Origin of the sequence: Sporosarcina sp. P37, from assembly GCF_002109365.1 — a bacterium.
In the GTDB taxonomy this organism is placed as follows: domain Bacteria; phylum Bacillota; class Bacilli; order Bacillales_A; family Planococcaceae; genus Sporosarcina.
This window is the reverse complement of the sequence record NZ_CP015349.1, coordinates 1,252,394-1,266,035: the sequence shown is the minus strand read 5'-3', so window position 1 is coordinate 1,266,035 and position 13,642 is coordinate 1,252,394. Positions and strand designations below refer to the sequence as shown.

The 13,642-nt window shown below is 46.8% G+C and carries 12 protein-coding genes and 1 riboswitch; of the genes, 11 read left to right on the top strand and 1 reads right to left on the bottom strand.

The annotated features are described in order from the left end of the window. The first annotated feature begins 2 nt into the window (after nt 1-2). The 5 genes from SporoP37_RS17650 (at nt 3) to SporoP37_RS06580 (ending at nt 4,478) form a co-directional block, all read left to right on the top strand. Nucleotides 3-512 (top strand): methylated-DNA--[protein]-cysteine S-methyltransferase, encoded by a 510-nt coding sequence (locus SporoP37_RS17650; RefSeq protein ID WP_081242910.1) that lies wholly within the window; start codon nt 3-5, stop codon nt 510-512. A gap of 208 nt (nt 513-720) precedes the next feature. After that, nucleotides 721-1,443: a FadR/GntR family transcriptional regulator gene (locus SporoP37_RS06595; protein WP_081242909.1), complete on the top strand. Its 723-nt coding sequence runs from the start codon at nt 721-723 to the stop codon at nt 1,441-1,443. A 152-nt stretch (nt 1,444-1,595) separates the two neighbouring features. Beyond that, nucleotides 1,596-2,315, top strand: coding sequence for a (Fe-S)-binding protein (locus tag SporoP37_RS06590; RefSeq protein ID WP_081242908.1), 720 nt, complete (start codon nt 1,596-1,598; stop codon nt 2,313-2,315). 22 nt (nt 2,316-2,337) lie between these two features. Continuing rightward, complete coding sequence (locus SporoP37_RS06585; RefSeq protein ID WP_085430557.1) at nt 2,338-3,759, top strand: LutB/LldF family L-lactate oxidation iron-sulfur protein; 1,422 nt, start codon at nt 2,338-2,340, stop codon at nt 3,757-3,759. A 2-nt stretch (nt 3,760-3,761) separates the two neighbouring features. After that, on the top strand, nt 3,762-4,478 hold the full coding sequence (locus SporoP37_RS06580; protein WP_085430556.1) for a LutC/YkgG family protein: 717 nt from the start codon (nt 3,762-3,764) through the stop codon (nt 4,476-4,478). Nucleotides 4,479-4,581: 103 nt separating this feature from the next. Here SporoP37_RS06580 and SporoP37_RS06575 read toward each other — a convergent pair whose 3' ends face one another. Then, nucleotides 4,582-4,863 carry a hypothetical protein gene (locus SporoP37_RS06575; protein WP_085430555.1) on the bottom strand — a complete coding sequence of 94 codons (282 nt, stop codon included), beginning with the start codon at nt 4,861-4,863 and terminating at the stop codon, nt 4,582-4,584. 141 nt (nt 4,864-5,004) lie between these two features. Here SporoP37_RS06575 and SporoP37_RS06570 point away from each other — a divergent pair, with 141 nt between their 5' ends. From SporoP37_RS06570 to guaA, 6 genes are all read left to right on the top strand, one after another. Next, complete coding sequence (locus SporoP37_RS06570) at nt 5,005-6,474, top strand: nicotinate phosphoribosyltransferase (RefSeq protein WP_081242904.1); 1,470 nt, start codon at nt 5,005-5,007, stop codon at nt 6,472-6,474. Further along, nucleotides 6,443-7,315: an ammonia-dependent NAD(+) synthetase gene (nadE, locus tag SporoP37_RS06565; RefSeq protein WP_081242903.1), complete on the top strand. Its 873-nt coding sequence runs from the start codon at nt 6,443-6,445 to the stop codon at nt 7,313-7,315. The genes SporoP37_RS06570 and nadE overlap by 32 nt, the downstream gene beginning before the upstream one ends. A gap of 119 nt (nt 7,316-7,434) precedes the next feature. Beyond that, nucleotides 7,435-8,385: an AAA family ATPase gene (locus tag SporoP37_RS06560; protein ID WP_085430554.1), complete on the top strand. Its 951-nt coding sequence runs from the start codon at nt 7,435-7,437 to the stop codon at nt 8,383-8,385. Further along, entirely contained in the window at nt 8,382-9,560 is a 1,179-nt protein-coding gene (locus tag SporoP37_RS06555) for a DUF58 domain-containing protein (RefSeq protein ID WP_085430553.1), read from the top strand. Before SporoP37_RS06560 ends, SporoP37_RS06555 begins: the two co-directional genes overlap by 4 nt. Continuing rightward, nucleotides 9,557-11,731 carry a transglutaminase TgpA family protein gene (locus SporoP37_RS06550; RefSeq protein ID WP_085430552.1) on the top strand — a complete coding sequence of 725 codons (2,175 nt, stop codon included), beginning with the start codon at nt 9,557-9,559 and terminating at the stop codon, nt 11,729-11,731. The genes SporoP37_RS06555 and SporoP37_RS06550 overlap by 4 nt, the downstream gene beginning before the upstream one ends. A 205-nt stretch (nt 11,732-11,936) precedes the next feature. Next, nucleotides 11,937-13,490 (top strand): glutamine-hydrolyzing GMP synthase, encoded by a 1,554-nt coding sequence (gene guaA, locus SporoP37_RS06545; RefSeq protein ID WP_085430551.1) that lies wholly within the window; start codon nt 11,937-11,939, stop codon nt 13,488-13,490. Then, a riboswitch (purine riboswitch) is annotated at nt 13,490-13,591 on the top strand. Its footprint overlaps the gene before it by 1 nt. Nucleotides 13,592-13,642 lie beyond the last annotated feature (51 nt).

Genomic DNA, 13,642 nt, shown 5'->3' with positions numbered 1-13,642 from the left:
TGATGATTTACTGGAACAGTTTTGATATAGAGCATGGCCTTGTTGCGCTTGCTGCAACTGAAAAGGGTGTCTGCTACATCGGTCTTGGAGAAGGCAGTGAAGAACGTATGAAAAACTGGCTGTCGAGGCAGTTTGGTGAAGCGGCAGTTATGCAGGATGCAGACAGATTATCGGATGCTGCAGCAGAAATCAGCAAGTACTTGTCCGGTGAAATCCGCCAATTTGTTTCACCGTTCGATAGCATCGGCACGTCATTTCAGCTTGCTGTTTGGGAAGTGCTGCGGGACATTCCCTATGGCGAAACTGCTGCCTATTCAGATATCGCAGAATCAATCGGACGTCCGGCTGCTGTCCGGGCCGTTGCATCGGCAATTGGAAAAAACCCTTTGTTGCTGATAGTTCCGTGTCACCGGGTCATTGGAAAAAACGGAAGTCTGTCCGGCTATCGTGATGGGCTCCAATGGAAAGAACGCTTACTTTGTCTGGAGAAGGAATTTGCAGGACTTTGTTGAACCGGCTGATACCGCAGTGCGTGCATCAGAGACCTCGTGCGGTTTCTGCGGACAGTGCGCGATGTCCGGGATAAATATATAAATTAAAAAAGAGCCATGGCGGGTTCTTTTTTATTTGTATCTGCCTGTCTGTCACAAATTTTTAGATGTTGTAACCTATCATTCAAATTATCGATTATAATGAATACTGGAGACAGGAGTGAATGACTTGCAATATAAGCAGATTAAGCCTAAAAAGATATATGAAGAAGTAGCAGATGCATTGGTTCATCTGATCCGGTCCGGAAAATTAAAGCCTGGAGATAAATTAGATTCTGTCCAGCAGCTGGCACAAAATTTCAATGTAGGAAGATCGGCTGTCCGGGAGGCCTTGACATCCTTACGGGCGATGGGCTTAATTGAAATGCGTCAGGGGGAAGGGACGTATGTATTGGAATTTTCATCAGACGGCCTGAAGTTCCCTCTTCATAGCGCGATGCTCATGAGCGAAGAAGATGTTTTTCATTTGCTTGGCGTCCGAAAAATATTAGAAGCAGGGGCTGCACACGCGGCGGCTGTTAATAGAACAGATGAGGATCTAGTAAAGATGGAAGAAGCTCTAGTTGAAATGAAACAACACGCAGGCGATATCGTCCTGGGTGAAAAAGCAGATTTAGATTTTCATTTTGCAGTTGCCCGTGCAAGCGGCAATCCGATCTTGGTCAGTCTGATGAATCACGTATCAGATTTAATGAGTGAATCCATGAGAGAAACGCGAAGAATTTGTCTGTATTCGAAGACTGCGGCCGCAGACCGTCTGCATGAAGAGCACGAAGCAATACTTACAGCCATCAAAAATCAATCGCCTGATGCTGCGGCACTGAATATGCAGGCACATTTACAAAATGTAGAATCAGTTTTATCCGAGTATATGCGCACGTTACATCCATAATCCGTTTCACCCGTTCTATATGCGGGTGATTTTTTTATCAGAAAATATAGTAAACGTCTGTTCATATGAAAAGATCTATAGTATGCTAGAAAATAATTAAGTCATCTGATGACCTGTTGACTAGAAAAATTCCCAAAATGAGGTGAATGAAAATGAAAGTAAGTTTATTTATTACTTGTCTGGTGGATATGTTTTATGCAGAGACCGGCAAAGACATGGCGGAAGTATTGGAGAAACAAGGTTGTGAACTGTCATTTCCTAAAGGCCAAGTCTGCTGCGGACAGCCGGCCTATAACAGCGGATATGTAGAAAGCTCAAAATCCGCTATGAAGAATATGATCAAGGCATTTGAAGGAGCTGACTATGTAGTGACCCCCTCCGGGTCCTGTGCCGCGATGTTTAAATTATATCCGGACGTATTTAAGGATGATCCGAAGTGGCTGCCGAGAGCGCAAGAGCTGGCAGACAAAACGTATGAGTTCACGCAATTTCTTGTCAATGTTCTGAAGACAGAAAATGTAGGAGCGAAACTGACAGGAAAAGCAACGTATCATCCATCCTGCCATATGACCCGATTACTTGGCGCAAAGGAAGAGCCGGGGAAATTGCTGGCGCAAGTGGAGGGACTCGAGATGATCCCGTTGCCGAACGCACATAATTGCTGCGGCTTTGGCGGAACATTCTCCGTTAAAATGGGCGACATTTCTGAACAGATGGTAGATGAGAAGGTGAACAGCGCCATCATGACGGAAGCAGATTATGTAATTGGTGCAGACTGCGGCTGCCTGATGAATATCGGAGGACGCGCTGAGCGTTCGGGTAAGCCGATCCGGGTCATGCATATCGCGCAAGTGCTGAACAGTCACGAATAAATCAGAAATGAGGTGATGCGAGATGGCTATGAAATTCAGCAAGAAAAACTTTACGGATCGTACTAAAGATAATATTTCTGACGAATTTATGCGGCAGGCAGTAGCAGGCGCACAAGAACGATTGCACGGCAGAAGGCTCGATGCAGCGGAAGAGCTGGGGAATTGGGAAGAATGGCGTTCGCATGGAGAAGAAATCCGTCAGCATGTGCTTGAAAACCTGGACTATTATTTGCATCAGCTGAGTGAAAATGTGGCAGCACGCGGCGGTCATGTGTTTTTCGCCAAGACTGCCGAAGAAGCAAGCGCGTACGTCAGGGAGGTCATCGAGAAAAAAGGCGGGAAGAAAGTTGTGAAGTCGAAATCGATGGTCACGGAAGAAATTAATTTGAATACGGTTCTCGAAGAAGCGGGCTGCGAAGTAATTGAGACTGATTTGGGAGAGTATATTTTGCAAATAGATGATCATGATCCGCCTTCTCATATCGTAGCACCGGCGCTTCATAAAAACAGAGAACAGATTCGGGAAGTGTTTGAAGAAAAATTGGGGTACCGCCGCACATCCAAGCCCGAGGAACTGGCGCTGCATGCCCGGGAAAAGCTTCGTCAAGAATTTTTGGATGCGGATATTGGTATTACGGGCTGTAATTTTGCGATAGCGGAAACGGGTTCAATCAGTCTGGTGACCAATGAAGGAAATGCGAGACTTGTATCTGCATTACCGAAAACGCAAATCACCGTGATGGGCATGGAAAGAGTGGTCCCTTCCTTTGAGGAGTTTGAAGTGCTTGTCAGTTTATTGACCCGAAGTGCAGTCGGACAGAAGCTGACAAGCTATGTGACTGCTTTGACAGGTCCGCGTGATGAAGGGGATGCGGACGGTCCGGAAGAATTCCATCTGGTCATCGTTGACAATGGCCGGTCCGAAATTCTCGGCACAGAGTTCCAGTCAGTTCTGCAATGTATCCGCTGTGCGGCCTGTGTCAATGTCTGTCCGGTGTACCGTCATATCGGCGGCCACTCGTACGGTTCGATTTATTCAGGTCCAATCGGCGCGGTACTGTCACCGCTGCTCGGCGGATATGATGACTTCAAAGAGCTGCCGTTTGCTTCCACATTATGCGGAGCCTGCACAGATGCCTGTCCTGTGAAAATTCCTCTTCATGAACTGCTTCATACACATCGCAGAATCATCGTTGAAGAAGAAGGGCGTTCGCCTATTTCCGAACGGCTTGCGATGAAAGCATTTGGAATTGGTGCGTCTTCCAATCCGCTGTATTCCATGGGAGCGAAGATGGCGGCTGCTGCAATGAAGCCGCTGACGAAAAATGACCGGATTTCAACAGGTCCCGGTCCATTGAAAGAATGGACAGATTTGCGGGAATTCCCGGCAGTCGGCAACACCCGTTTCCGGGACTGGTTCTATGATCAGAAAGGGGGCGAATGACTATGGCCGGAACCATTCAAAACCGCGAAAGTTTCCTCTCATCAATCGCTGCGCAGTTAGGCCGTGAACCGAAAATGAATGCAGACAAGCCTGTGTGGAAATATCAGCCGCAACGCAAAGTACTGCAGGATGCTTCGGCCGATGGATTGCTGGAAGTGCTGCGTGCACAGTGCGAACAAATTCATACCGATTTAATTGAGACAAAGAAAGCTGAGCTGCCCGCCGTGCTGCATGAAGCAGTAAACAGATATGGCGGGGGTCCGTTGTCGCTTTGGAAAGATGACCGATTTGCAGAATATGGATTAGATGAGCTGCTGGATACCATATGGCCTTCAGAACAAATTACCGTCAATAGTTGGGATGTTTCTCTTGGGGATAAAAATATTGAGCTTGCCGAGCAGGCCAATATCGGCATTACGTTCAGCGACATGACCCTTGCGGAATCAGGTACAGTCGTCCTGTTCAGCAGTGCGGATAAAGGACGTTCGGTCAGCCTGCTGCCTGCACATTACATCGCGCTGGTTCCGAAAAGTACGCTGGTTCCAAGAATTACTCAGGCATCGGATATGATCCGGCAGAAACTGGATGAAGGCGGGCAAGTTCCATCTTGCATCAACTTTATTACGGGTCCAAGCAACTCTGCAGATATCGAGATGAATCTGGTCATCGGTGTACACGGCCCTGTAAAAGCAATGTACATCGTAATAGATGATTGTTAGAATTCCGCAGTCTAAGTTCCGCAGAAAACGGGAACAGTTATTGAAATTCACTGAATAAAACGGAAGACCTATCCCGCAGAGATGGGCCTTCCGTTTATATTTTTTACTGCCGCGGACCAATTTCTTCCTGCAGCTGATCGACGTACTGCTTCGCTTCAAGCAAGGAAAAACCGAACACTTCCCGCGCCCGCTTTACTGCTTTCACAGTTTCCCCCTGTATAATCAGCAAACGAATAGAATCATCATCAACGGCAGGTCCCGGCAGACCCTCTGTCAGCTGCTCGAGCATAGACTGCTGACGCGCCAGCCGTCTCTCAATGCCGTGTAATTTCTGTAAAATGTAAAAACTGAAAAACACGATAAACACTATGGCGTAAATGAGCATATTCATCCCCCCGTAATAATTCTACGATTAAATTACATAAAAGTTTCAGAAAACATTTCATGCGCAGGTGGTTACTTTGCTGAGAAACAGGGAAAATAGTGTATAATGACACTATTATTGCAACGGAAGAAGGAGACGACTATGACTTCATCATATCAAGACGACAGCTTGGCGTTACACACAGATTTATACCAAATTAATATGGCCGAATCATACTGGGCAGACGGAATTCATGAACGGAAAGCCGTGTTTGAAGTGTATTTCAGAAAAATCCCGTTTGGCAACGGTTATGCGGTATTCGCGGGTCTCGAACATGTATTGAAGTATCTTGAAGAATTTTCATTCACAGAAAGTGATTTAGCCTACTTGCGCGAAGAGCTTGGATTCGCTGACGATTTCCTTGACTACCTCAAAGGCGTCCGTTTCACAGGCGATGTGTACTCCATGAAAGAAGGAGAGCTCGTTTTTGCAAATGAACCGATTATCCGCATCGAAGCAAATCTAATCGAAGCGCAGCTGATTGAAACGGCGCTGCTGAATATTGTCAATTATCAAACGTTAATCAGCACTAAAGCAAGCCGCATTAAACAAGTGGTAAAGGATGACGTCGTGATGGAATTCGGCAGCCGCAGAGCGCATGAAATGGACGCAGCTATTTGGGGTGCGCGTGCGGCAGTAATCGGCGGTGTCGAATCAACGAGTAATGTGCGCGCCGGCAAACGGTTTGGCTTGGACGTTTCAGGCACACATGCGCATTCGTTTGTCCAGGCATATAAAGACGAATACACGGCATTTAAAGTCTATGCACAGCGTCATAAAGATTGTGTGTTCTTAGTGGATACATACAATACGCTGAAAATTGGTGTTCCGACAGCTATTAAGGTAGCAAAAGAGCTTGGCGACAGCATTAACTTCATTGGGGTGCGGCTGGACAGCGGTGATATTGCGTTCCTTTCCAAAGAAACACGTCGAATGCTGGATGAAGCAGGTTTCCCGGATGCGAAAATTGTCGTCTCCAATGATTTAGATGAATATACAATTTTAAACTTGAAAGCCCAGGGCGCACAAGTCGATGTCTGGGGAATCGGCACCAAGCTGATAACGGCTTATGATCAGCCGGCGCTTGGAGCGGTATATAAAATCGTCTCCATCGAAAACGGTGACGGAGAGATGATGGATACGATTAAAATATCTGCCAATGTTGAAAAAGTGACGACGCCTGGACGCAAGAAGGTATACCGGATCATAGACCTGGAGAACGGTAAAGCGGAAGGCGATTATATTACGATGCATGATGAAGATCCGACAAAAGAAGAGCGCATCAAAATGTTTCACCCTGTGCATACGTTCATCTCAAAGTTTGTAACGAACTTTAAAGCGGTCAATTTGCATCAGCAAGTTATTCGCAGCGGAGAAGTTGTTTATGAAAACCCGCCTGTCTATAAAATCCGGGAATTTGCTCAGGACAACCTTTCGTTGCTATGGGAAGAATATAAACGTTCATTGAACCCCGAAGAATATCCGGTCGACCTCAGTCAGAAGTGCTGGGACAACAAAAGACGCAATATAGAAGAAGTGCATGAGATGGTGGACAACTATACAAACCAATGAAAGGGAAGTGGAAACGTTGACATTGCAGCAAGAAATTATCCAGACATTACGTGTGAAGCCGGAAATCGACCCGCAGCAAGAGATCCGCACTTCCATTGATTTCATGAAAGATTATTTGAAAAAGAATACATTTCTGAAAGGATTCACACTTGGCATATCGGGTGGTCAGGACTCCACGCTGGTCGGCAAGCTGGCGCAAATGGCGGTCGACGAGCTGAATGAACAGGCGGGTACAGAAGAATACCGCTTTTACGCCATACGTTTACCGTATGGCGTTCAATTCGACGAAGATGACTGCCAGGATGCGCTGCGCTTTATCAGGCCGTCGATCGTCTACTCAGTGGATATTAAAGAAGCCGTGGATGCCAGCGAGCGGGCTCTTCGCAGGGCTGGTCTCCACATCACCGACTTTGATAAAGGCAATGAGAAAGCGCGCGAGCGGATGAAGGTCCAATATTCAACGGCGGCGGTTCATCATGCCGTTGTGCTTGGAACAGACCATGCGGCTGAAGCGATTACAGGGTTCTACACGAAATTTGGTGACGGCGCAGCAGATCTCATGCCAATCTATCGGCTGAATAAGCGTCAGGGGAAACAGCTGCTGGAAGCGCTGGATTGCCCGCCGCATCTGTACAATAAAATCCCGACAGCTGATCTGGAAGGAAATAAGCCAGCTATCCCTGATGAAATAGCGCTGGGCGTGACGTATGAAGAAATCGATGACTATCTTGAAGGTAAAGAAGTGTCGGATGAAGCGCGCAAACAAATAGAAGGACATTATTTGCGGTCTGCCCATAAGCGGCACTTGCCAATCACTGTATTTGATGACTTTTGGAAATGAAAACTGCCGGCCTTTATCAGATAAAGGGCCGGCAGTTTTTCTGTTTGTCGGGCTTATTTGTTTCAGGTATGATGGTTTCATATAAAAACGGATTCAGTTCGTGGCGGAGGAGAACAATTATGCATTCACAAAGGATCGAACAACTGCTGAATAATATAGAAAAAGTCATTGTCGGCAAGCGTGATATTGCGGAATTAAGTATTACGGCGCTGCTGGCAGGAGGGCACGTATTGCTGGAGGATGTGCCGGGTGTCGGAAAAACTATGCTGGTGAGAGCTCTTGCTACATCAATCGGTGCCCAGTTTAAACGAATTCAATTTACGCCTGATCTGCTTCCTTCTGATGTATCGGGTGTTTCGATCTACAACCCGCAAACTATGCAATTCGAATTTCGTCCGGGTCCCCTGATCGGTAATATCGTACTGGCGGATGAAATTAACCGAACCTCCCCAAAAACACAGGCGGCGCTGCTGGAAGGAATGGAAGAAGCGTCGATTACCGTCGATGGCACAACTATCCAGCTGCCCAAACCTTTTTTTGTCATGGCGACCCAAAACCCCATTGAATATGAGGGGACCTACCCTCTGCCCGAAGCGCAATTGGATCGCTTTATTTTTAAATTGAAAATGGGCTATCCGACTAAACAGCAGGAAATGGAGTTATTGAAGCGGGCGGAACAGCAGATTCCGGTTAATCAAATTAAAGCTGTTCTGACAGTAGAAGAATTGCTCGAATTACAGCGGGATGTGCAGGAAGTCACGGTAGATGACACAGTTATTTCTTACATAGTAGATTGCGCAGAAGCGACACGCCGCCATCATTCAGTTGCATTGGGTGTCAGTCCGCGGGGGGCATTGGCATTGATGAAAGCGTGCCAGGCCTATGCATTTGTGAAAGGGCGTACGTTTGTTTTGCCGGACGACGTGCAATATTTGGCGCCATACGCCTTCTCACATCGGCTGATATTGCGTCCGGAAGCTAAATATGAAGGGGTGGAAGCCGCGGGCATCATCAGGGATATTCTTGGCCGGCTGGAAGTGCCGGTGAACCGCAGGTCTGCTACTATATGAAACATTTGAAATCATTCGGCCGGTTAGCGGGCGTTCTGGCAATCGGGGTAACCGCCTATGCATTCGCGAAATTTCAGGGAGGATTTGTCAGCTGGTTTATTTTCTACATGCTGGTGCCATTTGTCGCGTACTCCATCCTGCTATATTTGTATCCAATGCGTGATATACGTGTGGAACGGCATATTGAGGACCGCCATATAATGCGTAACGGGCAGGCGGTGATCCGTCTGATTATTAAAAGAAAGTGGCCATTTCCTTTGCCGTATATAATTCTTGCGGATAAACGGATACATGCGAAACAGACGCGGACAGTGAGGCAAATGGCGCTGATCGGCTTCAGGAGGACATACGAATATTCTTATGTGCTGAAGGATCTTACACGCGGCGAATATACGTTGCCTGCGGTTGAAATTGAACTGGTGGATTTTTTTAATTGGATAAGAAAAAAAGAAGTATTTGCTGTGCATGACACGTTCCTGGTCTACCCGAACGTAACCGGTCTAATGTATCAGTCAGCTGCTGGCGGAACAAGCGGTGGTCAGCGGCTTTCAGCTTATACGCCGGCAAAGGATGCAACGACTCCTTCGAGTGTAAGGGAATACGCGCCCGGCGACCGAATATCCCTGATTCACTGGAAATCATTTGCGCGCACTTCGAAGCTGATGACGAAGGAATTTGATGAGCAGCGTTCTGAACAATATACTGTGCTGCTTGACTGCGGTAAATCAGAGGCGTTTGAAGACGCAGTAGAGTTCGCTGCGTCCATAGTCGTCTCAGCAAGAGAGCATCAGGCCAAGCTGACATTCATGACAGCGAGTTCTCAGCCATCCTTATTTCCGCGTATGCAATCGGCCGATCAGACCAGACAGGCATTAGTTCACTTGGCTAAAATTCACTCTGATGATGCGCACCGCGTCTTGCTGCCGACGGAGAAGGCGGTATCTGAAGACGCGTTGCTTGTTGTTACAGCCGCTCTTCACTTAGATTTTATCCGCCGGGTGCTGCATTTTTACCGTAATCCGTCAGGCATGGTTTGTTTTGTGATGATTACGGATGAAGAGGAAGTAAAAAGAATGGATTCGGTTGTCAGCCAAGTGAAGCAGCTGGGCGTCAAAGTGCGATTCGTTCACCCGTCTGATCGTGCCGTGGCGCTGAAAGAGGCGGTGGCAGTATGAAGAAACAACGAATGAGCTGGAAAGTGCTTATATTTTTATACGTATTGAGCGCGATTTTACTGTGGGAATGGTTTATTCCGATTATGGAGCTGACTGATTTTGGCCACCCTGCTCTCTTTTTGCTGTATGTGGCATTATTCTTCATTTTGGCGCTGACGCGTCTGCCTTGGTGGATCAGCGGGATGGTCCAGCTTCTTTATATCGCATGGTCGATTCATTACATGTATTTTAATCAGCTGTCACTGTCGCTCAAGACGATTGGCATAATCCTAAGGGATGTGCAGCGCAATATTCTGCTGTTGTTTCAGGGCGAGCTGGGTGACCTGTCAAATTTATTCCGTACGTTATTGCTGTTTACATTAGTTTGGATGATCGCATATTTAATCCGGCATTGGATTGAAGTGCGGCAGAGCATGATGATGTTCTTTGGCATTACTGTGCTGTTTGTTTCTGTTCTGGATACGTTTACTCCGTACGATGGATCTTCTTCGATCGTCAGGATTATGATTATAGGAATGGTCATTACCGGGTGTCTTACAGCGCTGAAGCTGGCGGGCAATGACAGAGTCTCACTTCGCCCGAGGCGCATGCTGGTTCTTTTCTTGCCAGTCATGCTGATCGTTGGGGCTGTAGGGTTATTCTCCAGAAACGCCCCTGTACATCCGTCGGCATGGCCGGACCCAGTGCCGTTTTTATTATCATTAAGCGGAGCCGAAGATCAGGCTTCAGACAAAGGGCAGGCAAAAGCAGGTTATGATCCGGATGATTCTCAGCTTGGCGGAGCCTTCGTTCAAGATCACGGACTTGTGTTTGAAGCTGCGGTGGAAGACCGTCAATACTGGCGGATTGAAACAAAGGACACCTATACTTCAAAGGGCTGGCTGCAGGAAAGGGAAATGAATAAAAAATTATTATCGACCGGCGAAGAGCTGCATGCAACTCCGGAAGAAGCGGAAGTATCATCAGCAGTACTGAAGTTTGCAGAACCGCTGCCGTTCATTGCCGCGCCATATGGGACAACGAAAATATCCGAACCTGCCGGCATAGATCTGATGCATGAAACGGATGCAAATCGCCTGTATTTGCTGATGGGTCTTCAGGAGAAGGTGGAGCAATATGAAATACAGTATATGGCTCCTGAATATATGCTGTCCGAATTGCAAAAGCCGGAGATGGTGAACTATGAAACAGTTATAGAGGATTTGAATAGTTATTTACAGCTACCCGAAAACTTGCCTGAGCGGGTAAAAGAGCTGGCCCTGTCGATTACGGAAACAGAAACGAGTGTTTACAACAAAGCAAAAGCCATTGAGCAATACTTCAAAAAGAACGGCTTTTTCTATGACACGCAAAATGTAGCAGTGCCGGAAGATGAACAGGACTATGTTGATCAGTTTTTATTTGAGACGAAAAGAGGCTATTGCGACAATTTTTCTACTTCTATGGCAGTAATGCTCCGTTCCGCAGGCGTGCCGACACGCTGGGTAAAGGGGTTTGCTCCCGGTGAACCGGCATTAAAAGCGTCAGGGGAAAGTGTATATCGTGTAACCAACGACGAAGCACATTCGTGGGTGGAAGCGTATATACCGGAAATTGGCTGGATGCCGTTTGAGCCGACCATCGGTTTTACGCACCCGACTGATATTACATATGACATGCCAAATGACAGCCAAGAAGAAGAAGAGGAAATCCAAAAGCCTGTCCAGCCGGCAGCGGAAAAGCAGAAAGAATTCCAAAAGCAGCAAGGACAGCCGGCGCCATTTTTTAACGAACTGAAAGAGAAGCTGGTATGGCTCTTCACTAAGTGGTGGCTGTATGTGTCGCTTCTGGTCGCATCTGCCGTTGCAGGTATTGTCGTATTTAGTAAACGAAGCGGCTGGCTGCCTGGGTGGCATGTCAGACAATTACATGCTCAGCCGAATGGACGAGAGAAGTTTGAACAGCAATATAGACAATTATTGCGGCAGCTCGACCGTACCGGCATGCCGAAAGAAGCCGGCATGACACTTTCAAACTATGCAAACCAAGTGGATAAACGTTACGGCGGAGAACGCATGTCGGTCTTAACAGCAGCCTATGAAAAAGGAATTTACGGCAACGACTGGAAATCGCAGGATTGGGATAAGTTAAATGAAGTGTGGGAAGATTTAATTATTAGTACAACATGTTGATTTTTTAGCGAAATATGCGTAAAATATGTATTGAATCAATATTTGATATGACCTCGGCATATTTTGCACTACTGAACGTCAATCGTCATCGTATAGCATGAATTGTATTCTTTGGCGGAAGAGACGCGTGGAAAGTTGACTTTCTTACGCGTCTTTTGTAGTTGAGGCATGAATCAGCACTAAAAAATTGGAAGAGGTGGATCAGTTGTCAAATGCTCCTTTGTTAGTCGAACAAGAAAAAATTGTGGTTCTCGATTACGGCAGTCAGTATAATCAGCTCTTCACGCGTACGATCCGTGAATTTGGTGTGTACAGTGAGTTACATGCGCATACAACGACTGTTGAGGAATTGAAAGAAATGAATCCGGTCGGTATCGTGCTTTCCGGGGGTACAGCTTCTGCAGGAGATGCAGCAGCGTATGATATTAATCCGGAAATATTAAAACTTGGTATTCCGGTGCTGGGCATCAGTTACGGAACGCAGCTTATCGTCGAGCATTTGGGCGGTACAGTGGAAGTGAATGCGGACGGCGAAGGAAAAGAAGAATTGGTTACAGTGGATACCACATCTGCATTGTTCGCGGGACAAACAGAGAAGCAGAACGTTTGGGTGAAGGACAGTGCTCATGTAGCACAATTACCAGATGGGTTCACGTCTTCAGCAACGGACTCTGAAGGTAATATCGTCGCTGTTTCCAACGACGCACAACAGATCTATGCAATTCAATTCCATCCCGAAGAGCACCGTTCAGAACACGGCAAAGATTTTTTACGGCACTTCGTTTTTGAAATCTGTAAAGCCAAGGGCGATTGGACTATGGAACGATTCATCGAGATCGAAGTGGAGAAGATCCGTTCGACAGTAGGTGACCGCAAAGTATTATGCGCACTGAGCGGCGGAGTAGATTCTTCTGTCGTTGCTGCTTTAATCGACCGGGCGATCGGCGATCAGCTGACATGTATCTTTGTCGATCACGGCTTGCTCCGTAAAGGGGAAGTCGAGAGTGTTGTCAAGACTTTCAGTGAACAATTCAGCATGCACTTCATTAAAGTGGATGCGCGCAAACGTTTCCTGGACAAGCTGGCGGGTGTTACAGAACCTGAACAAAAACGTAAGATTATCGGTAATGAATTTATTTACGTGTTTGATGAGGAATCCGCTAAACTGGATGGTATTAAATTTTTAGCGCAAGGTACGATTTATGCAGACATTATCGAAAGTGGAACTGCTACATCTGCCACTATCAAGTCTCACCATAATGTAGGCGGCCTGCCTGAAGATATGGATTTCGAGCTGATTGAGCCGCTTCGTGCTTTATTCAAAGATGAAGTGCGTGCAGTTGGAGCGGAATTGGGCTTGCCGGAAGAAATCGTGAACCGTCAGCCATTCCCTGGACCGGGTCTCGGAGTTCGTGTACTTGGTGAGATCACAGAAGATAAGCTGGAAATCGTTCGTGATGCTGACTTCATTTTACGTGATGAAATTGCAAAAGCAGGCTTGGACCGTTCGATTTGGCAATACTTCGCAGTGCTGCCGAATATCCGCAGTGTCGGTGTCCGAAATGAACAGCGCTCCTATGATTATGCGATCGGTATCAGAGCGGTTCATTCAGTGGATGGGATGACAGCGGACTGGGCTCGTATACCTTGGGATGTACTGGAGAAAATCAGTACCCGCATTACGTCTGAAGTCGACCAGGTGAATCGCGTAGTATATGATATTACGGCAAAACCTCCTGGCACGATTGAGTGGGAATAAGATAAACAACAAAATATGATCGTATAACGCTGGGAATAAGGCCTGGAAGTCTCTACCGAAACACCGTAAATGTTTCGACTACGATCCGTAATAGAAGATTATTTTCTATTGGATTAAAGGAGAGGCATGCGAAGTTATTTCGCTTGCCTCTT